15 protein-coding genes are annotated in these 19818 nt (G+C 64.4%); 14 read left to right on the top strand and 1 reads right to left on the bottom strand.

Going from position 1 to position 19818, the window contains the following annotated elements:
• Positions 1-52: 52 nt before the first annotated feature.
• The 10 genes from HMPREF9465_RS05625 (at position 53) to fabZ (ending at position 13455) form a co-directional block, all read left to right on the top strand.
• Positions 53-685: a YigZ family protein gene (locus HMPREF9465_RS05625; RefSeq protein WP_005434934.1), complete on the top strand. Its 633-nt coding sequence runs from the start codon at positions 53-55 to the stop codon at positions 683-685.
• A gap of 181 nt (positions 686-866) precedes the next feature.
• On the top strand, positions 867-2009 hold the full coding sequence (locus tag HMPREF9465_RS05620; protein WP_005434932.1) for a metallophosphoesterase: 1143 nt from the start codon (positions 867-869) through the stop codon (positions 2007-2009).
• Between the two features lie 120 nt (positions 2010-2129).
• A complete protein-coding gene (gene dxr, locus HMPREF9465_RS05615) occupies positions 2130-3296 on the top strand; it encodes a 1-deoxy-D-xylulose-5-phosphate reductoisomerase (protein WP_005434929.1) in 1167 nt (388 codons plus the stop codon).
• Positions 3297-3482: 186 nt separating this feature from the next.
• Positions 3483-5288 carry a lipid A export permease/ATP-binding protein MsbA gene (gene msbA / locus HMPREF9465_RS05610; protein ID WP_005434927.1) on the top strand — a complete coding sequence of 602 codons (1806 nt, stop codon included), beginning with the start codon at positions 3483-3485 and terminating at the stop codon, positions 5286-5288.
• A complete protein-coding gene (gene msbA, locus HMPREF9465_RS05605; RefSeq protein WP_005434925.1) occupies positions 5285-7024 on the top strand; it encodes a lipid A export permease/ATP-binding protein MsbA in 1740 nt (579 codons plus the stop codon). The genes msbA (HMPREF9465_RS05610) and msbA (HMPREF9465_RS05605) overlap by 4 nt, the downstream gene beginning before the upstream one ends.
• 117 nt (positions 7025-7141) lie before the next feature.
• Complete coding sequence (gene rseP / locus HMPREF9465_RS05600) at positions 7142-8479, top strand: RIP metalloprotease RseP (RefSeq protein WP_005434923.1); 1338 nt, start codon at positions 7142-7144, stop codon at positions 8477-8479.
• Between the two features lie 269 nt (positions 8480-8748).
• The gene (gene bamA / locus HMPREF9465_RS05595; protein WP_051009025.1) at positions 8749-11037 is read left to right on the top strand and encodes an outer membrane protein assembly factor BamA; all 2289 of its coding nucleotides are present in this window, start codon (positions 8749-8751) and stop codon (positions 11035-11037) included.
• A gap of 124 nt (positions 11038-11161) precedes the next feature.
• Positions 11162-11692, top strand: a complete 531-nt coding sequence (locus tag HMPREF9465_RS05590) for an OmpH family outer membrane protein (protein ID WP_005434919.1) — start codon at positions 11162-11164, stop codon at positions 11690-11692.
• A gap of 84 nt (positions 11693-11776) precedes the next feature.
• Positions 11777-12874, top strand: a complete 1098-nt coding sequence (gene lpxD, locus HMPREF9465_RS05585) for a UDP-3-O-(3-hydroxymyristoyl)glucosamine N-acyltransferase (protein ID WP_005434917.1) — start codon at positions 11777-11779, stop codon at positions 12872-12874.
• Positions 12875-12972: 98 nt separating this feature from the next.
• Positions 12973-13455 carry a 3-hydroxyacyl-ACP dehydratase FabZ gene (gene fabZ / locus HMPREF9465_RS05580; RefSeq protein ID WP_005434915.1) on the top strand — a complete coding sequence of 161 codons (483 nt, stop codon included), beginning with the start codon at positions 12973-12975 and terminating at the stop codon, positions 13453-13455.
• Positions 13456-13961: 506 nt separating this feature from the next.
• Here fabZ and HMPREF9465_RS05575 read toward each other — a convergent pair.
• Complete coding sequence (locus HMPREF9465_RS05575) at positions 13962-14543, bottom strand: TMEM165/GDT1 family protein (RefSeq protein ID WP_038006611.1); 582 nt, start codon at positions 14541-14543, stop codon at positions 13962-13964.
• Positions 14544-16057: 1514 nt separating this feature from the next.
• Between HMPREF9465_RS05575 and lpxA the strand changes: the two genes are divergently transcribed.
• From lpxA to HMPREF9465_RS05555, 4 genes are all read left to right on the top strand, one after another.
• Positions 16058-16846, top strand: a complete 789-nt coding sequence (gene lpxA, locus HMPREF9465_RS05570; RefSeq protein WP_005434902.1) for an acyl-ACP--UDP-N-acetylglucosamine O-acyltransferase — start codon at positions 16058-16060, stop codon at positions 16844-16846.
• A 58-nt stretch (positions 16847-16904) separates the two neighbouring features.
• A complete protein-coding gene (lpxB, locus tag HMPREF9465_RS05565; protein ID WP_005434900.1) occupies positions 16905-18080 on the top strand; it encodes a lipid-A-disaccharide synthase in 1176 nt (391 codons plus the stop codon).
• A gap of 103 nt (positions 18081-18183) precedes the next feature.
• A complete protein-coding gene (gene rnhB, locus HMPREF9465_RS05560) occupies positions 18184-18861 on the top strand; it encodes a ribonuclease HII (RefSeq protein WP_005434898.1) in 678 nt (225 codons plus the stop codon).
• Positions 18854-19669 (top strand): TrmH family RNA methyltransferase, encoded by an 816-nt coding sequence (locus tag HMPREF9465_RS05555; protein ID WP_005434896.1) that lies wholly within the window; start codon positions 18854-18856, stop codon positions 19667-19669. Before rnhB ends, HMPREF9465_RS05555 begins: the two co-directional genes overlap by 8 nt.
• Positions 19670-19818: the final 149 nt, after the last annotated feature.

Genomic DNA, 19818 nt, shown 5'->3' with positions numbered 1-19818 from the left:
GCGCGGTACCGACAACTCGGCCCGCGCCCGTTCTTATTTTGGACCCTGATTCATGACCGACGCCTACAAAGTCCCCGACCTTGCGCCCGGCGCCTTTCACCGGGCTGAAGAGACCGTGCGCCGCTCCCGCTTCATTGTGACGATGGCGAGGGTTTCGAGTCCCGAGGAGGCGAAGGCCTTCATCGACCGCATCCGAGAGGAGCACGCGGGCGCCACTCACAACTGCTGGGCCTACAACGCAGGCGCACCCGGCGACACGGCTCAGGTGGGCGCGAGCGACGACGGAGAGCCAAAGGGCACGGCGGGACGTCCCATGCTCACCGCACTCCTGCACAGTGACGTGGGTGAGGTGGCGGCCGTCGTGACGCGCTACTTCGGCGGCATCCTGCTCGGTACTGGCGGTCTTGTCAGGGCGTATCAGGGTTCGGTCAAGCTCGGACTTGAGGGCCTTCCCGTCACGCTTCGCGAGGACATGCGCCGCTTCGTGGTTTCGATCGAACCCCATCAGGTTTCGGACTTCCAGCACTTTCTCGCCGAGGCGAGGGGACGCGTGCAGTCGTCGGACTTCCGCTTTGACGCAACCTTCGAGGTGCTCGTCCCGTCGGACGAGGCGGACGCCTTCGTCGAGCGCCTGTTGGAGGCCACGGCGGGCGAAGCGCTCATCGATCCGATTGACGAGGAGTAGGTCCTCAGGGAGATTCAAGCCCGGGGGGATCCCATGAATGTGACTGCATCTGTCAGGCTGCAAGTCTTCGCAAGAGAAGGATCGCGTGAAAACATAGCGGTCTAGAATGGGATCATGGGCAGTTCGCCCTGCAGGATTTGCCGGCCGCAAGGCCTAAACAGGACGAGAGGATTGGTTCGCCGTGCGTTTTGCAATTTTTCATGCCGTCTGTGCGCTCTGGGTGCTCTGGCGCTTCTGGCTTCCGATGAATGCACCGCGGGCGGTGAAGGTCGCGGGCTTTGTTGTGACGCTTCTCATCGCCGCCTTTCCCGCCGTCACCGCCACGTTCTTCGGCGGGCTCGTTAGCCCCGAGCTGCCCGCCTGGGTGCTGGCCGCCGGCAACGGCTGCGTCTTCGCGCTCACCGTGCTTGCAGGCCTCACGCTGCTTCGCGAGGTCGTCATCTTTCTGTCCGTTCTGGCCGGCCGTTCGGGAGAGCGCATGCATCGCTTCGTGCAGAAGGACAGGCGCGTGGCGATCGGCATGACGGCCGCGGCCGTCGGCATTTCGGCCTTCGGTCTTCGGCAGGGACTCAGGGTTCCCTGCGTCAAGGAGATGACGGTTTCGATCGAGGACCTGCCTGCGGGACTTGAGGGCATGAGGATCGTGCAACTCTCCGACCTGCATGCGTCGGCGCTTCTGCGCGCGCCCCACATGAAGGATCTCGTGGCAAGCGTCAACAGCCTCTCGCCCGATCTCGTCGTCATCACGGGCGATCTCGTCGACGGCGAGGTGGACGTCAGGTCCGAGGACGTTGCTCCGCTCGCGGAACTTCGTGCACGGCACGGCGTCATCGCGGTCGAGGGCAATCACGAGCACTACCTTGACTACGAAGGTTGGATGAAGAAGATTCCGTCGCTCGGCATAAGGCTTCTGAGAAACGAGTGGAGGGCCGTCGAGCACAACGGGGCCACCCTTGTCGTGGGCGGCGTGACGGATCCTTGGGCAAGGCGCTTCGGACGCGAGCTGCCCGATCCCATCAAGGCCTTTGCGGGCGCACCCGAAAAAGGACCGAGAATTCTTCTTTCCCATCAGCCCAAGCACGCCCGAAAGTACGACGAGGCTGTGCGTTTTGACCTGCTGCTTTCGGGGCACACCCATGGCGGGCAGCTCTTTGCGCTCACCGAGCTGGTGGCGATCCTCAACGCGGCCTTCGTGCGGGGCTGGTATGCGCTTAAGCATGCGAGGCTCTACGTGCATTCGGGCTCGGGCGTCTGGAACGGATTCCCCGTGCGCGTCGGGGTGCCAAGCGAGATCGCCGTCTTCACGCTATCCCGAAAGGTCTAAGGCTTAAGGCCCGGGCGTTCGGCCGCGGGTAAAATACTGCGCAGAACAATGGAAGCCTGACGGCAAGGACCGCAGGCCGACCGACAGGAACAATCGAACCAACAACTGACAAGGGGCAACATGACACAGTCCATCACGATTCTCGGCGCAACGGGCAGCATCGGCCGTTCGACGCTTGACGTCGTCTCGCGCTATCCCGAGCGCTTCAGCGTTCACGCCGTGGCGGGCGGCTCCCGCGTGGAGCCGCTGGTGGACGTCTGCCTCTCTGCACGTCCGAAGCGCGCCGTCATTGCGGATGCCTCGAAGGTGGTGGAGCTTGAACAGGCCCTCTGCACGGTCGGCCTCGGTGACATCGAGGTGCTCGGCGGCCCCGAGGCCGTCTCCCGCCTCGCGGATGATCCCGACACGGACGTCGTCGTGCAGGCCGTGGTCGGCGCCGCGGGTGTTGCGCCCACCTTTGCGGCCGCTCGCGCGGGCAAGCGCCTTCTTCTTGCCAACAAGGAGAGCGTCGTCTGCGGCGGCCGTCTTCTGATGGAGACCGTCAGGAATTCAGGTTGCGAGCTTCTGCCCGTCGACAGCGAGCACAATGCGATCTTCCAGTGCCTCGCGGGCGCGACTGAAAAGGCGAGGGCGGGGGCGAGGATCGTCCTTACGGCCTCCGGCGGCCCGTTCCGCGGTCGCACGAATCTTGAGGGCATCACGCCTGAGCAGGCCGTCGCTCATCCGAAGTGGTCCATGGGCCGCAAGATCAGCGTCGACTCCGCGAGCCTCATGAACAAGGGCCTTGAGGTGATCGAGGCGCGCTGGCTCTTCGACTTCGAGCCCGGGCGCATCAAGGTCGTGGTCCACCCCGAGAGCATCGTACACTCGGCGGTCGAGTTCGAGGACGGCGCGGTCATCGCGCAGCTGGGTTCGGCTGACATGCGCACGCCGATTGCCTACTCCCTCGGCTGGCCCGAAAGGCTTGACGGCTGCGCGAAGCGCCTGAGCCTTGCCGAAATCGGTCGGCTGACCTTCGAGGAGCCCGACACGAAGACCTTCCCGCTTCTTCAGGCCGCCTACGATGCGCTGGCCGCCGACAACGGCGCGACCATCGTCCTCAACGCCGCCAATGAAATCGCCGTCGAGGCCTTCCTCGAGGGCCGCATCGGCTTCACCGACATCTTCAGCACGGTGCGCGGCATGCTCGAGAGCATTTTGGCGCCGCTTCCCGGTTCGGTCGACGAGATCATTGAGCTCGACCGCGCCGTTCGCGCCAAGACCCGCGAACGCCTCGCGGTTCGCTGAATCCGCTCGATCTTCTGACCGGCCGGGCATCGGGAGCGAAACAATGCGTTTCCCGATTTGCCCGCGCGCATCGCCTCTGTAAAATAGCGGCAGGCACGGAAATCGCGTTCCGTGCCGTCCCGCCCGCACCGCAGGCGAGACGCATCCGCACAACGCGCAGGACCCACCGTCTGCACACCTCACTGCATGCCACTTATCCAACGCCTCCAGTCCAAGCTCAATCCCAACCTCGTCAGGCTCCTTGCCTACCTGAAGCCGCACAAGGGAAAGCTCCTCATGTCCGTCTTCTTCATGATCGGGGCGGGCGCGGGCTCCTCGCTCATTGCGCTGCTTCTGGGCAAGCTCACCGACGTGGGCTTCTATGACCAGGAGGAGTGGATCGTGCTCGGCGCGCCTGCGGCGCTCATCTTCATCGCCTTCCTGCACGGCGGCAGCATGTTCATGAGCAACTACCTGCTCGGCAAGACGACGCAGAGCGTTCTCGTGCAGCTGCGCGGCGAGATCTTCAGGAAGCTCCTGCGCTGGCCTGCCGCCACCTATCAGGGCTATCCCACGGGAGCCGTCACCTCGAAGTTCATCTACGAATCAAACGTGGCGCTTTCGAGCGCAGCCAAGTCGAGCATCATTCTCGTGCGCGACACCTGCCAGGTGGTCGCGCTCGTGTGCGTGCTTCTCTGGAACAACTGGATGCTCGCCCTCGTGAGCCTCCTGCTCGCGCCCCTGATCGTCAAGCTTCTGCGATTCATCTCGTCCCGCGTCAAGGTGCTGATGAAGCACTGTCAGGAGTCCTTCGCCGAAGTGCTGGGCCGCATCAAACAGGTGTACGACGGCCACAGGCTCGTCAAGCTCTCCGACACCTACGAATACGAACTCGGGCGCTTCCACAGCATCAACGACACGATGCGCAGGATGCTGCTCGAAATGACGAAGGTCTCCTCGCTCGGAACGCCGCTCACGCAGGTGATCTGCATGTCGGGCGTCGCCGTCGTGCTGGCCTTCGCCATGTACCAGACGAGCCTCGGGCTCCTGACGATGGGTGACTTCGTCACCTTCCTCGCCGCGCTTCTTCTGCTGATGCCGCCGCTTCGCAACCTCGCGGGCGTCAACACGGGCTTTGCGCAGATGGGCGTTGCGGCCGAAAGCATCTTCGGCCTGCTCGACGAGCCTGATGAGGCGGACGAGGGCACGATCGAGCTCAGGGACTGCCGCGGCGAATTCGTCTTCGAACATGTTTCGCTCCGCTACCCCGGAACGGAGAGGGACGCGGTCCACGACCTCTCGCTCACCGTCAGGCCGGGCGAATGCGTCGCCTTCGTTGGTCTTTCGGGTTCGGGCAAGAGCTCGCTCGTGCACATGATCCCGCGCTTCTGGAATCCAACCTCGGGCCGCATCCTGATCGACGGCGTCGACTCTCAGAAATACACGCTTGACTCGCTTCGCGCCAATATTGCGACGGTTTCTCAGGACGTGAGGCTCTTCAACGACACGATCCGCGGCAACGTGACCTACGGCTCTCCCGACGCGACCGAGGAGGAAATCTGGAAGGCGCTCGACATGGCTGCGCTCGGCGACTTCGTGCGCTCGCTCCCCGAAGGGCTCGACACGCCCGTGGGCGAGCACGGCGGCCTCCTGTCGGGCGGCCAGAAGCAGCGCGTCTCGATTGCGCGCGCGTTCCTGCGCGACACGCCCGTCCTCATTCTCGACGAGGCGACGAGCGCGCTCGACAGCGAGAGCGAGGAGAAGATCAAGGACGCCCTGATCGAACTGATGAAGGGTCGCACGACCTTCATGGTCGCGCACCGCTTCTCGACGATCGAGCACGCCACGCAGATCGTCGCGATGGCCGACGGCGTCGTTCAGGAAACGGGCACCCGCGAGGAGCTTCTCGTGAAGAACGGCCTTTTCGCCGAGCTCTCCAGGCTCCAGGCGCTCGAGCATCCAGGGGACTTTTCGGATGCACCTGCCGAGACCGCCACGGAGGTGCAGGCATGAAGACCTTCAAGATGATTGATCCCAACCTGATCAGGCTCTACCGCTACTTCATGCCCTACAAGTGGAGGCTCGGCTTTGCGTGCGTCTTTCTGATGGGGTCCGCAAGCATGTCGTCCATCACGGCCACGCTGCTCGGCAAGATGGCCGACTTGGGCTTCTATCAGCAGGAAAGCTGGATGATCTATGCGGCGCCGGTCGCGCTCATCGCCGTCACGGTGGGCTTCGCCTTCTGCACCGTGATGAGCGCCTACCTGATGGCGCAGGTGAGCCAGTCGGTCCTCCTCACCATGCGAGGTCTGCTCTTCGAGCACATCCTTCACTGGCCCGAAAGCGAATTCCAGAAGCACACGTCGGGCCGCATGAGCTCCAAGTTCGTTAACGAGGCGGCTTCGGCCCTTTCGGGCGCCGTCGGCTCGTTCACCGTTCTCGTGCGCGACTCCGTGCAGGTCGCCGCGCTTCTTGTCGTCCTCTTTTGGCAGGACTGGAAGCTCACGCTTGTCACGTTTGTCATCATTCCCGGTCTGGCCGTCACCCTTCGCTTCATCTCGACGCGCATCCGAAAGATCGTCGGAGAAAGCCAGGAGCTTCTCGGCGGCATGATCTCGCGCGTGCAGGAAACCTACGAGGCCGAGCGCCTCGTCAAGGTAAGCAACGCCTACGACTTCGAGGAAAGGCGCTTTGCGGACGTCAACGACGGCATCCGCAGGCTTAGCCTCAAGTCGCTCAAGCTCAGCGCGGTCACGACGCCCGTCACGCAGATCCTCACGCTCGTTGCCATCGCATGCGTCGTCGGCGTTGCGCTCTATCAGGCGCAGCATGGCATGCTCACGATCGGCGAGTTCGTCACCTTCCTTTCGGCCCTGCTGCTCATCAAGGCGCCGATCCAGCATCTCTCGGGCCTGAGCGGCACGTTCGCGGGCATCTCGGTCGCGGCGGAGAGCATCTTCGAGACGCTAGACTCGCCCGTAGAGACCGAGGGCACGGAGGAGCTTGAGATAGGTCCGGGCGAGGGACGCATCGAGTTCGAGCACGTCGTCGTCCGCTATCCCGGCAAGGACGTTCCCGCCGTCAGGGACTTCAGCCTCACGGTCAGGCCGGGCGAGTGCATCGCGGTCGTGGGCCAGTCGGGCTCGGGCAAGACGACCCTCATCAATCTTCTGCCGCGCTTCCTCGAGCCCGAGTCGGGCCGCGTCATGATCGACGGGCGCGACATCCGCGACTTCAGGCTCGGCAGCCTGCGAAGCCGCATCGCCTTCGTTACTCAGGACGTCGTGATCTTCGACGACACGCTGAGGAACAATCTGACCTACGGCCTTGAGAACGTCACCGACGAGCAGATCAGGGAGGCGCTTGAGGCGGCCTCGCTGACCGAGATGGTGGCGGAGCTTCCCGACGGGCTCGACACCCGCACGGGCGACGGCGGCAGCCTCTTCTCTGGCGGTCAGAAGCAGCGCATCTCGATCGCCAGAGCGTTCCTGCGCAACGCGCCGATCCTCATCATGGATGAGGCGACGAGCGCGCTCGACAGCAAGACCGAGAAGCACGTCTCCGAGGCCATGGGCCGACTGCGCTCGGGTCGCACGTGCCTCGTCGTCGCGCACAGGCTCTCGACCATCGCCGACGCGGACCGCATCGTCGTGATGAAGGACGGCTGCATCATCGAAATCGGCTCCTACAACGAGCTGATGGCCGCACAGGGCGCCTTCGCGCGTCTCGTCGAGCTGCAGACGGCCTGAGGCGGATCCTCCCGAGCAAAAGCGTAACCAATCGTCCGCAGGGCGCGGAGGAGCCGCGCGTGCGCGGCTCAAACCGTGTATCTTGTTGGGTCCGACTCCAATCTCCCGCATCTGATCATGAGCTTTCTTCTGGGCCTCGCAGGCTTTCTACTCACCATCGGCATCATCGTCATCGTTCACGAGGGCGGGCATTTCTTCACGGCCAAGTTCTTCAACATCAAGGTGACGCGATTCTCCTTCGGCATGGGACCCGTGCTCTGGCGAAGGAGAAAGGGGGAGACTGAATACTGCTTCTCGGCCCTGCCGCTCGGCGGCTACGTGAGGATGGCCGACGAGGCGGATGCGGATCTCACTGAAGAGGACCGCAGCAGGCTCTACACCCGTCAGGCCCGCTGGAAGCGCGGCCTCGTGCTCTTTGCGGGTCCTGCCACGAACTTCATCCTCGCCTTTTTTCTCTACGTGATGGTCGGCGCGATCGGAACGCCCGACTTCGCGGCCGTCATGGGCACGCCGCCCGCAGGCACGCAGGCGGCGAGCGAGAACGTGAGGCAGGGCGACCGCGTGCTGTCCGTCAACGGTGCGCCGGTTCTCGGCATCACGGACATGAACGTCGAGCTTTTCGGTCTGGCGGGCAGCGCCGACATTCCCGTCAGGTTCTCCCGCGGTGATGAGACCTTCGTCAGGCATTTCTCGCTCGCAGGCGTGAGCCTTGACGACATGAGCGGGCGCCCGCCCGTCATCCATCTCGGCCTCGTGCCCTGGCTCAGGGACCCCGTCGTGGCGGGAACGGTGAAGGATTCGCCCGCCGAAAAGGCGGGGCTTGCGAGCGGCGACAGGATTCTGGCCGTCAACGGCGCAGGGGTGAGCTCGGTCCAGGAGGCGGTTGAGGCCATAGGCGCGACGCCCGCGGGCTCGCCCGTGAGGCTGACGCTTTCGAACATCAGGACGCCCGAGACCGAGCGCGTGGTGGAGATCATGCCCGTGACGTCCGAGGGCCGCACGGTTGTCGGCATCCGCATCAGGGCGCTTCCCGAGATGGTCGTCGTGAGGCTCTCGCCTGTTGACGCAGTCGCCGCGGGTTGGCGCAAGGTGAAAAGCATCACCACCCTTCAGGCCAGAGGCGTTAGCCAGATGGCCACGGGCGAGGCCTGCACGAAGAACCTGACGGGCCCGATCGGCATTGCCGACATGGCGGGCGACGCCGTTCGCGGTGGCTTCGTGCCCTTCCTTGAATATCTTGCGCTCATCTCGATCGCGATCGGCTTCATGAACCTGATCCCCGTGCCGGTGCTCGACGGCGGACAGCTCGTGGTGCTTGGCCTCGAGGGCCTGCGCGGCCGGGACTTTTCCGAAAGGACGAAGAACTGGATCGGCAAGGCGGGCTTCGGCCTGATGCTCGTCGTCTTTGCCTTTGCAATGAACAACGACCTCACGCGCCTGTTCGAGGGCGTGTGACGGGGCTCGGCGGGAGTCGGGCGGCGCGTGAATGCGGCCTCGAAGACAGGGATTACCCGTTCTGTCGTGAAAGAGGTCCCGCCGCCCGCTAACGGAGAGCCTCAAGATTTGGTAACCTTACACAAATTTGCCGCCGCCGTTTGCGGTCGTCTTCGGGGATGAACCTGAAGCAGACCGTGCAAGGGCGGAGGGCGTGACCCGTGACGATATAGAGAGAATTCATTTTGTCTGCCAATCTGACGAAGACGGCCGCCGCTGTCATTGCGGCCATGGTGTGCGCCGAGGGGGCCTCGGCTTTTGTCATTTCCGACATTCGAGTTGAAGGCCTGATGCGTACCGAACCCGGTACGGTCTTTTCGCATCTTCCGTTCCGCACAGGCGACGAGTACACGCCCGACATGGGCACCCGCGCCATCCACTCGCTCTACCGCTCCGGCCTCTTCAAGGACGTGTCGCTCTCTCAGGACGGCGACGTGCTCGTCGTGCACATCGTCGAGCGTCCCGCCGTGGCGACCATTGAGACGCACGGCATCAAGGCCTTCGACAAGGACGCTGTCGAGACCAGCCTGCGCGACGTCGGCATGGCCGAGGGCCGCATCTTCGACCAGGCGACGCTTGACCGCGCCGACCAGGAGCTGCGCCGCCAGTACCTCGCCCGCGGCTATTACGGCGTGAAGATCAAGACGATCGCCACGCCGCTCGAACGCAATCGCGTGCGCATCACGATCAACGTCGACGAAGGCCGTGCCTCGTCGATCGCCTCGATCCGCTTCACGGGCAACCGCCTCTTCGATGCCGACGAGCTGCTCGACCAGATGCAGCTCGGCATGCCGAACTGGTTCAGCTGGTACACGAAGCGCGATCTCTACAGCCGTGAAAAGCTTGCGGCCGACCTTGAGACGATCCGCTCCTTCTACATGAATCAGGGCTACCTCGACTTCAAGATCGACTCCGTCCAGGTTTCCATCGCGCCCAACAAGTCCGACGTCTACATCACGATCAACATGACCGAGGGCGAGAAGTACACGATCGCCGGCGCCAAGCTCACGGGCGACCTTCTCGGCATCGACGAGGAGCTCAACAAGCTCCTGACGCTCAAGGCGGGCGAGATCTACAGTGCCGAGCAGGTCAACAACGTCTCCACGGCGCTCGTCGACAAGCTCTCCACGCTCGGCTACGCCTTTGCGACCGCGACGCCCAATCCGATCGCCGATCGCGAGAACCGCACGGTCGAGGTCGTCTACACAATCGACCCGGGCCGCCGCGCCTATGTTCGCCGCGTGAACATCACGGGCAACAACCGCACGAAGGACGAGGTGATCCGCCGTGAAGTCCGCCAGTACGAATCCGCTTGGTTCGACAGCTCCAAGGTCAAGCTCTCGCGCGACCGCATCGACCGTCTCGGCTACTTCGAGTCCGTGACGGCCGACCCGGTGCCCGTGCCCGGCACGCGCGACCAGGTCGACGTCGACATCAAGGTGAAGGAGCGTCCGACCGGCTCCGTCTCGCTCGGTGCGGGCTACTCCACGTCCGACGGCATCATCCTTTCGGCGGGCTTCGCGCAGAACAACGTCTTCGGTACCGGCAAGTCCGTGTCCGTCGACGTCAACACGTCGAAGTCCCAGCGCACCTACGCGCTCTCCGTCGTCGAACCGTACATCACGCCCGAGGGCATCAGCCGCTCGTGGGAAGTCTATGACCGCCGCGTCGACCTTGAAGAGCTCGACGTCGCCGACGTGGAATACGAAACCCGCGGCGCCTCGCTCGCGTTCGGCATCCCGTTCACGGAAAACGACCGCGTGTTCCTCGGCGGCAAGATCGAATCCACGAAGGTTGACGCCAACAGCAACTCCCCGCAGCGCTATCAGGACTACGTGAACCGCTACGGCGCCGATCCCGTGTCCGTGGCCGCCACGGTCGGCTGGTCCCGCGACTCCCGCGACAACTCGCTCGCTCCGACGCGCGGCGTGTACCAGCGACTCAACGGTGAAGTCGGCCTGCCGGGCATGGACATCGAGTACTACAAGTTCACCTACCAGTACCAGCACTACTTCCCGCTCTCGAGGACGTGGACGCTGGCCTTCAACGGCGAAGTGGGCTACGGCGACGTCTACGGCCAGACCGACATGTTCCCGTTCTTCAAGAACTTCTACGTGGGCGGCATCGGCTCGGTGCGCGGCTTCGAATCCGGCACGCTCGGTCCGAAGGACAGCACGAACAAGATGAACGACGACGCGGACAATCTGGGCGGCGACCGCATGGTCAATGCCTCGCTTGAACTCCTCGCCCCGCTGCCGGGCGGCGACCGCACGCTGCGTATCTTCGGCTTCCTCGACGCCGGCTACGCCTGGGGCTACGAAGGCTTCGTCAACGCCAACGGCCATGCCGACTACAGGCGTCAGGAATTCAGCATGAGCGACCTGCGCTACTCGACCGGTATCGGCGTGGCCTGGATCTCTCCGCTCGGCCCGCTGAAGTTCTCGCTGGCCTTCCCGCTCAACGAGAAGGAAGGCGACAAGACGCAGCGCTTCCAGTTCCAGATCGGCACGGGCTTCTAAGACCTGCCGAGCCGCGCGGGCGGCCCGTCGTCGGGCCGTGCGCGGCGGTAAAATACGAAAATGCCTGCAGACGGGGCTGCCCAAATCGGGCGCCCCGTTTTTTTCAAGCCCAAAGGTGAACACCGTGAAAAAGCTTCTGCCCTCCGTTCTCTCGGCCGCCGTGCTCGGCCTCGCCATGCTCGCGCCCGTGGGCGCCGCGGATCTTCGCATCGGCGTCGTCAACATGGAGCGCATTCTGCGCGACTCTCTCTCCGCCGCCCAAGCGGGCGAGCGCCTCAATGCCGAGGGCATGCGCCGTCAGGAGGAGATTGATGCGCTCACCAAGCGCTTCAAGCAGCGTCTCGAGCGCTTCGAGAAGGGCGCCTCCGACATGAGCGAGAGCGAGCGCGTCACCGAGCGCAGGGAGCTCGCCGAGATGGAGCGCGACGTTGCGCGCCGCAGCCGCGAGGCCCGCGACGAGTTCAATCAGCGACGCAACGAGGAGGTGCTCCTGCTGCAGGGACGCGCAGGACGCATCATCCAGCAGATCGCCGAGACCGAGAAGTTCGATCTGGTGTTCTACGAGTTCTTCTATGCCAGTCCCAAGGTCGACATCACGGACCGCGTGATGAAGGCGCTTGACGCCGACGTCAAGCCTGCGAAGAAGAAAAAATAATGGAAAAAGCAAAGCGGCATGAACGGGCCTGAGGCCCGTTCGCCGTCATGCAACAACGAAACCACAACTTACTGAGGAGCCGTCATGGCCGAAAATCTGCCGCGTTATGCCGTTACCGATCTGATTGCCCGCGTGTCCGGAATGAGCCGCGGAAGGCTTGAAATGCGCCTTCTGGGCGAATGCGCCGAAGTCTCCCGCTTCATGCCGCCCCAGACTGCGGGCGAAGGCGACATGGCCTTTCTCACGAACGCCGCCTACGCCGAGGCGATGAAGGCTTCGAGGGCCTCGCTCCTCATCATGCGCGAGCAGGATGTCGAGGCGCTCTTCGGTTCGGACGAACCCGGCCGCGCCGTGCTCGTCTGCGACAATCCGTACGCCTTCTTTGCATTCGCCTCCCAGATTCTCTTCCACGTCGAAACGCCTGCGGGCATTCATCCGCGCGCCTTCGTTGAAGAGGGCGCCGAGGTGGATCCGAGCGCAACGGTCGAGGCGCTCGCCGTCGTGCGCCGCGGCGCGCGCGTTGGCGCACGCACCGTCATCAAGACGGGCGCCGTCGTGGGTGAGGACACGGTCGTGGGCGAGGACTGCATTCTTTACCCGAACTGCGTGCTTGAACGCGGCACGGTCGTCGGCAACCGCTGCATCTTCCAGCCCGGCTGCGTGATCGGCGGCGACGGCTTCGGCTTTGCGCCCTTCAAGGGCGAGTGGGTCAAGATCCCGCAGGTGGGCCGCGTGGTGATCGGCGACGACGTCGAGATCGGCGCGGGCACGACGGTCGACCGCGGCGCCCTCGAGGACACCGTGATCGGCGACGGCACCAAGCTCGACAACCAGATCCAACTTGGCCACAACGACCGCATCGGCCGCCACGTCGTGATGGCCGCTTGCGTGGGCATCGCGGGTTCGACCACCGTGGGCGACCACTGCATGGTGGGCGGCGCGGCCATGATCAACGGCCACATCAACATCCCCGCAGGCTCCGGCATCGGTCCGGGAACGGCCATCACGGGCTGGGGCAAGGAACCCGCCCAGAAGACCGGCTTCTTCCCCGCCCTGGAGGGCCGCGACTTCCAACTCGTCAGCGCCACGATCTCGCGTCTTCCCGCCATGCGCAAGGAGCTCAAGGCCCTTGTCCGCCGCATGGCCGAACTCGAGGCGTTAATCCGTTCTGCCGAAGAATAATTTTTCAAAAGGCGCGACAATAAGAGGATGCCCCCGGAGAGCGGCGGCGTCCCGCCGCACGCCAAGGCCCCATTTTTCAATAGAGGTTACGTTCCAATATGAGTACGCTCGACATCCGTGACATCATGGACATGCTTCCGCACCGTTATCCGTTCCTTCTCATCGACCGCATCGTCGAACTCGACACGGAGGCCGGCCGCGTGGTTGCGCTCAAGAACGTCACTGCCAACGAGCCGCAGTTCACGGGACACTTCCCCGGCGTGCCCGTCATGCCCGGCGTTCTGATCATCGAGGCGATGGCCCAGGCCTGCGCGATCATCGCGCTCTCCCGCCTTCCCGAAGGCACGGACCGCAAGAACTCGCTCTTCTACTTCGCAGGCATCGACAAGGCCCGCTTCAAGCAGGTCGTGCAGCCCGGCGATCAGCTCATGATCGAAGGCAAGTTCATCCGCTCCAAGCTCGGTCTCGGCATCTTCGAGGCCGTCGCCCGCGTCGACGGCAAGGTCGTCGCCCAGGCTGAGATGATGTGCGCCTACCGCCCCGTCGCGCCCAAGACGTCCGACGCCGGCAAGCAGGCCTAAGGGCCCTGAAGTCCCGACGCGCCTGAAGCTTGTCAAAGCCGGCGGTAGCAGAAGTCCTGCGCAGGAGAATCCTCTCCGCGCAGGATTTTTTTGGGAAGCGCGAACAGGGAAAAAAGCCTTGCCAAAGGGCTCGAAAGGCACCTGAAGGGACGAAGAAACCCCTAGAAATGCAACAAAATGCATCTAGTACAAACTGCCTAGGCCTTTCTTGTGAAGTTTGAATTCGCCTGTGGTGACGGGCAAGAGCGGGAGGGAGGCAGGGTAACTACTAATCGACCTAGGGTTTTTCCTGAAGACTTGTTACATTTGCCCCGACGTCTGAAAACTTGGCGGAGAGCTCGTCAGGTAAAGTTAGCTCATCGGAGAACGACGCCGGAAGGCGACGAGTCCTCCGCTCCTTTTGGTTGGATTTATTCGCCCGCTGTCACTGAGACCGCGGGCTTTTTTTATTTTTTTTCGAGGCTTCAGGCCCCTGCCGCCGTGGCGGCGGGGTGAGTGCGGCAGGATCAGCAGCCGAGCCAGGCGGCAACGGCGAGGATGGCGAAGACCGCGGCGGCGATCCGGCGCATGAGCTTCATAGAGAGGCGCTCGGCGAGCTTGTTGCCGATGAAGACGGCGGGCGCGTCGGCGATCATCATGCCGAGCGTCGTGCCCGAGATGACCCAGAGGGCCTCGGCGGGGAACTTCGCGGCGAGCGCCACGGTGGCGAGCTGGGTCTTGTCGCCCATTTCGGCGAGGAAGAAGAGCACGACGGTGGTGCCGAAGACGCCGAAGCGCTTCATGCGGCCCTCGTCCGTCTCCTCGTCGTCGAGCTTGTCGGGGACGAGCATCCAGGCGGCCATGGCGGCGAACGAGACGATCAGGATCCAGCGGAGGATTTCGGGCGTGATGAGGGTGGCGAGCATGGCGCCCACGCCGCCCGCCATCGCGTGGTTGAGGACCGTGGCGACGAGGATGCCCCAGATGATGGGAGCAGGCCTGCGGAATCTGGCGGCGAGGCAGATGGCCATGAGCATGGTCTTGTCGCCGATTTCGCTTGCGGTGACGACGCCGGTGGAGAGAAGAAGAGTCTGAAGAGCTTCAAGCATGGGGGATTGTCGGGGACGGCGCGTGGGGCATGTGTTAAGAAACTGCGGGCGCATCCTCTTCCTGCCCGATGCGCCGGCCCGGGCGCGTCCTGGGCGTCCTTGCGGTTTATCCGGAAGAGGACACACCGCAGGTCTTGCTCATGCCGCGCCGGGAACGATGAGTCCCCGAGGCTCGCATTCCTGCGCCATAAAGCAAGGCGCTTCAAGCATGTTGACGCAGGACGGCGGCCGTTGCGGCCGCCCGAGCTACTCCCCTGAAGAGTGCGGAGCGCATTCTAGCATGCCGTTATGCAGTGCCGCAGGGGTTTTCGGAGGAATTTTCCTTCCGAGAACCCGTAAGAAAGGCGCCTGAGATGCTACGGAATGCAAAAGTCGCCGCGAGCCTTTCGCCTGCGCCCGCAACTGAAAAGACCTCTCGCAGTAGCGTCTGGAGGGTTAACCCTAGGTTCGCGGGCGAGGTTTCGTCCTGCGCTCTGTTACGTCCGCCGGGAAGTCGAAACAGCTCGCGAAGCGACATGCCCTAAAGTACGAGACATGGAGAACGAAGTGCGACGAGCACGGAGGACCTCCGCTCCTTTTGGTTGGAAAGCTTCAGGCCTGCAGGCGTTGCCCGCGGGCCTCTTTTTTTGCTTCTTCGGAGCCTCGGGTTTGCCTGCTTCGTCGGGCTGCGGCGGAATCCCGCCAAAATGCGTCAGAATGCAAGTGCGTTCCACGAGGCCGTGCAGCGCCGTCGGGCGATATATCCCTCTGCACGAGGCGTCTTGTGTGCGGAGGGCAGGGAGGCGGAGCGGCGCGGCAGGAAGCTCTGTTACAGAAGGCCCAATGACGAAACAGCACCGGGAGGCCCTTCAGGTACAGTCAATGCATCAGGAAGGCGAAGCTGCCCTCCGGAGACTTCAAGAACATGATTTCGGCCTGCAGGAAAACGACTGCAGGCCTTGTTTTTGACCTCGGCGGGGCGCTTGCAACGAGATGCAAGAATCCTGTGGGGCGTTCTTCGCTCAAAGTCATGCGGGGCGTCTCCTGCAGAGGCGTTTCAAGGGGTTGTTCCGAGATGCTCGAAGTGTTTCGTTCCGACCTCTTGTTACATCTCCCGGGAAGTTCGAAACGGATGGCGGGCGGGATTCGGCTCATGGAGGGCATGGAGAACGCCGCAGCAATGCATGAGTCCTCCGCTCCTTTTGGTTGGAAAACTTCAGCTCGCAGTCCCAAGGACCGCTGGCCTCTTTTTTTGCGTTCGCCCTGCACGCGTGTTCCTGAGGAGGAACGCCCTGAAACGCAAGCTGCGTATGGCATTTTCGGCGGGAGGCTCCTCGCCGGGGCGCGATCCGTCTTCTCGGCGCACGGGCAGTCTAATCTATAATATTGGGATTGCTCGGCTTCCGCCCCTGCGGGAGCCTGCGCGCACGGGCGCCCGTGCTCCGTTTCACGAGAACGTCAGATGCACGGCGGGCGGCGGGATGCCGCGAAATTTCCGAAGAAGGCGCGCGAACAAGGTCAAAAAAGGAATTGTCATGGCTCAAATTCATCCGTCCTCCATCGTTCATCCCGATGCCGTGCTCGCCGCCGACGTCGTCGTCGGCCCCTTCTGCCTCGTCGGGCCGAAGGTTCGGATCGGTGCGGGCACTCACCTGCGCAGCCACGTCTGCGTCGAGGGCCGCACGACGATCGGCAGCGGCAACGTGATCTACGCGGGCGCTTCGATCGGCTGCGATCCGCAGGACAAGAAGTATGCGGGCGAGGACACGGTGCTCGTCGTGGGCGACAACAACGTGATCCGCGAAAACTGCACGTTCTCGATCGGCACGATTCAGGACGAGGGCGTCACGACGGTCGGCAGCGACAACCTCTTCATGGCCAACGTCCACGTGGCACACGACTGCCGCGTCGGCAGCCACACGATCATCGCCAACAACGTCGCGCTCGCGGGCCACGTCCGCGTCGACGACTGGGCAATCGTGGGCGGTCAGACGGGCGTGCATCAGTTCGTGCGCATCGGCGAGCACGCCATGGTGGGCGGCGCCTCCGCCGTTCTGCGCGACGTTCCGCCCTACGTGATCTGCTCCGACAACCCCTGTGCGCCTCACGGCCTCAACACCGTGGGCCTGCGCCGCTTCGGCTACTCCGACACGCAGGTGCGCGCGCTGCACCAGGCCTACCGCCTGATGTACCGCGAGGGCCTCATCGTCAAGGAGGCGCTCGTGAAGATCGAGGCCCTCAAGGCCGACTTCCCGGACGCCGTCGAGCAGCTCACCCGCTTCATCGAATTCATCGGCAGCAGCCCGCGCGGCGTGATCCGCTGATCCGCCCGGCGCATTCATTCTCACCACTACGAACCGTACCATCAACGAGGGGAAACTCATGGGCATTCAGTCTTCCATTCCGACGCTTGAACGCAACGGCGCCGTCTGGCTTGCCGGCGAGGCGAGCGGCGACTTCATCGCCAGCCTTGTGATTCCTGAGGTGGCCGCACGCATGGGCGGTGCTCCGCAGTACGGCGTGGGCGGCGACAAGATGCGCGCCGCGGGCTTTCGCGCCTGGTACGACTCGCGCGAGCTTTCCGTGCGCGGCTATGTCGAAGTGCTCACGCACCTGCCGCGCCTGCTGAGCTTCCGCAAGGACCTCATCACCCGCTTCGGCGACTCGATGCCGCAGGTGTTTGTGGGCGTCGACGCTCCCGACTTCAACCTCGCCGTCGAGGAGAAGTTGCGCCGCCGCGGCGTTCCGACCGTTCACTTCGTGAGCCCCTCGATCTGGGCTTGGCGTCCCGAGCGCATCCAGACGATCCGCCGCGCCGTCGACCACATGCTGCTCGTCTTCCCGTTCGAGCAGGAGATCTACCGCAAGGCCGGCGTGCCCGCCACCTTCGTCGGCCATCCGCTCGCGGGCATCATCCCGATGACGCCCGACACGGCGGGCGCCCGCAGGAGCTTCGGCATTGGTGACGACGGCCTGCCCGTCATCACCGTGATGCCCGGCTCGCGCGTCGACGAGCTCAAGGGCTGTGCTCCGGTCTTCTTCAACGCCGTCGAGCGTCTTCTCGCCCGCAACGGCGGCGCCCACGTCCTGATTCCCGCCGTCGACGAGCAGGTCCGTACCCGCATCCTGCAGGTGGCGAGCATGTACCCGCGCCTTGCCCAGGCGATGCAGATCGTCACGGGTGAAAGCCATCGCACGATCGAGGCCGCCGACGCGGTGCTCGTCGCCTCCGGCACGGCCGCGCTCGAGTGCGCGCTCTACAAGAAGCCGATGGTCGTGGGCTACAAGATGCCCGCCCTCACGGGCATGATCATGCAGAAGAAGGCGCTCATCCACTGCGTTTCCCTGCCGAACATCCTGCTCGGCGAAAACGTCGTGCCCGAGTTCCTGCAGTTCTTCTGCGAGCCCGATCCGATCTCCTACGCGCTTGAGGACGCGCTTCAGAACGAAGCCCGCCGCAGGATGCTCGAGGAACGCTTCTCGGCCATGCACGAGAGCCTCATCGCTGACACGCCCGCTCTCGCCGCCGACGTCATCATGAGCGTCGCAAGATCCTGAGGGGCTCGAGAGCTCTGAGAGAGGGCAAGCCCGCAGGGGCGCTTCGCCGGCCGGTTCCGCGGAGCGCCTTTTCTTTTTCCCATTCATTCACCAGGACCTGACCGTGGCCAAATCCGCCGCTTCCAAAACGCAGCCCACCACCGACCTGCCGAGCCTCTTCGGTTCGGAGGATCCGCTCTTTTCATCGACGCTCGTCGCAGGGGTCGACGAGGCGGGCCGCGGCCCGCTCGCGGGCCCCGTCTGCGCGGCGGCCGTGATTCTTGATCCCGACCGTCCTGTCGAGGGCCTCAACGACTCGAAGAAGCTCTCGGCCGCGAGGCGCGAGGCGCTCGCGCCGCTCATTCGCGAGCGCGCGCTCGCTTGGTGCGTCGCCTGGGCCGACGTCCACGAGATCGACACGCTGAACATCCTTCAGGCGACGATGCTCGCCATGAAGCGCGCCGTTGAGGGGCTCGGCGTCAGGCCCGAGCTCATCCTCGTCGACGGCAACCGCACGCCCCAGGGGCTGCCCGCTCCCACCTCCGCCGTCGTGAAGGGCGACGCCAGGGTCGCCGCCATCTCGGCCGCCTCGATCCTCGCGAAGACCGCACGAGACGCCCGCATGGCCGAACTCGACAAGATCTATCCGGGCTACGGCTTCGCCGCTCATGCGGGCTACGGCACCGCAAGGCACGTCGAGGCGATCCGCACGCTCGGCATCACGCCCGAGCACCGCCGCTCTTTCGAGCCCGTCAAGTCCATGATCGCCGGCAAGGCAGCCAAGGAGAACGAGAATGATTGAAAAGTTCATTGAAAGCGAGGCCAACGCGAAGTTCAAGCGTTGGAAAAAGCTCGCGCGCGACGCGCGCGCCGTGAGAAAGGAGAGGGCCACCCTGATGGAGGGCATCCATCTGATGCAGGTGGCGCTCGAATCCGGCTGCCGCGTCAACGCCGTTCTGATCGATGCGGACCGCGCCTCGCGCGAGGCCCGCGAACTCGCCCTTGAGCTCTGCAGGAAGAGCGGCGCAGACCTCTTTGCGCTCTCGCCCGCCCTCTACGACCAGCTTTCGCCCGTCGAGCACGGCGTCGGCGTCATGTGCGAGGCGGCCGTTCCGCCCGCGCCCGCCGACGACGCCTGGAAGTCCGCCGACGCGCTCTATCTCGACGGTGTGCAGGACGCGGGCAACGCGGGCACGCTGATCCGCACTGCGGTCGCCGCAGGCGTTCGCGTCGTGGCGGCAAGTCCCGTCGCCGCAACCCTCTGGTCCCCGAAGGTGATGCGCGCCGGCATGGGCGCGCACTTCGGCGCCGTCTTCATCGAGAACATCACGCCCGAGGCCTTCCGCAGGGCCTATCGCGGCCGCATCTACGCGGCCGACGCCCGCGGCGGCGAGGATCTCTTCCTCGCGGCGGACGACGTTGCCGAGGGCCCCGTTTGCTGGCTGATGGGCGCCGAGGGACCAGGCGTCTCCGATGCGGGCCTTGAGGCTGCCGACCGTCGCTTCTACATTCCGATCGAGGCCGCGTGCGAAAGCCTCAACGTGGGCGCCGCGGCCGCCGTCTGCCTCTTCGACACCCGCCGCAGGCGCTTTGCGCGCAGGGGCGCCTGACGCTCGCGTGATGCGGTGAAGGGTGGGGGACCGGGTGCTCCTTCGCCCTCGCAGGGTGTCGTGCGAACGCGTCTTCCGACGCCTGCACGCCTCCCGCACGGGGCTTTTCGGGCGGCTGGATCTGCGGTCGTGATGCCTTTTCCGCGAAG

Source organism: Sutterella wadsworthensis 2_1_59BFAA, from assembly GCF_000297775.1.
Lineage (GTDB): Bacteria > Pseudomonadota > Gammaproteobacteria > Burkholderiales > Burkholderiaceae_F > Sutterella > Sutterella wadsworthensis_A.
Note: the sequence above shows the minus strand (reverse complement) of the source record. Positions and strands in the feature narration are given on the sequence as shown.

What these genes read in the sequence shown, in the direction of transcription:
- rseP (WP_005434923.1), top strand. Translation starts at nt 7,142, where the DNA reads ATGAGCTTTCTTCTGGGCCTCGCAGGCTTTCTACTCACCATCGGCATC.
- bamA (WP_051009025.1), top strand. Translation starts at nt 8,749, where the DNA reads ATGGTGTGCGCCGAGGGGGCCTCGGCTTTTGTCATTTCCGACATTCGA.
- HMPREF9465_RS05625 (WP_005434934.1), top strand. Translation starts at nt 53, where the DNA reads ATGACCGACGCCTACAAAGTCCCCGACCTTGCGCCCGGCGCCTTTCAC.
- dxr (WP_005434929.1), top strand. Translation starts at nt 2,130, where the DNA reads ATGACACAGTCCATCACGATTCTCGGCGCAACGGGCAGCATCGGCCGT.
- lpxA (WP_005434902.1), top strand. Translation starts at nt 16,058, where the DNA reads ATGGCTCAAATTCATCCGTCCTCCATCGTTCATCCCGATGCCGTGCTC.
- msbA (WP_005434925.1), top strand. Translation starts at nt 5,285, where the DNA reads ATGAAGACCTTCAAGATGATTGATCCCAACCTGATCAGGCTCTACCGC.
- lpxD (WP_005434917.1), top strand. Translation starts at nt 11,777, where the DNA reads ATGGCCGAAAATCTGCCGCGTTATGCCGTTACCGATCTGATTGCCCGC.
- lpxB (WP_005434900.1), top strand. Translation starts at nt 16,905, where the DNA reads ATGGGCATTCAGTCTTCCATTCCGACGCTTGAACGCAACGGCGCCGTC.
- fabZ (WP_005434915.1), top strand. Translation starts at nt 12,973, where the DNA reads ATGAGTACGCTCGACATCCGTGACATCATGGACATGCTTCCGCACCGT.
- HMPREF9465_RS05575 (WP_038006611.1), bottom strand. Translation starts at nt 14,543, where the DNA reads ATGCTTGAAGCTCTTCAGACTCTTCTTCTCTCCACCGGCGTCGTCACC.
- msbA (WP_005434927.1), top strand. Translation starts at nt 3,483, where the DNA reads ATGCCACTTATCCAACGCCTCCAGTCCAAGCTCAATCCCAACCTCGTC.
- HMPREF9465_RS05555 (WP_005434896.1), top strand. Translation starts at nt 18,854, where the DNA reads ATGATTGAAAAGTTCATTGAAAGCGAGGCCAACGCGAAGTTCAAGCGT.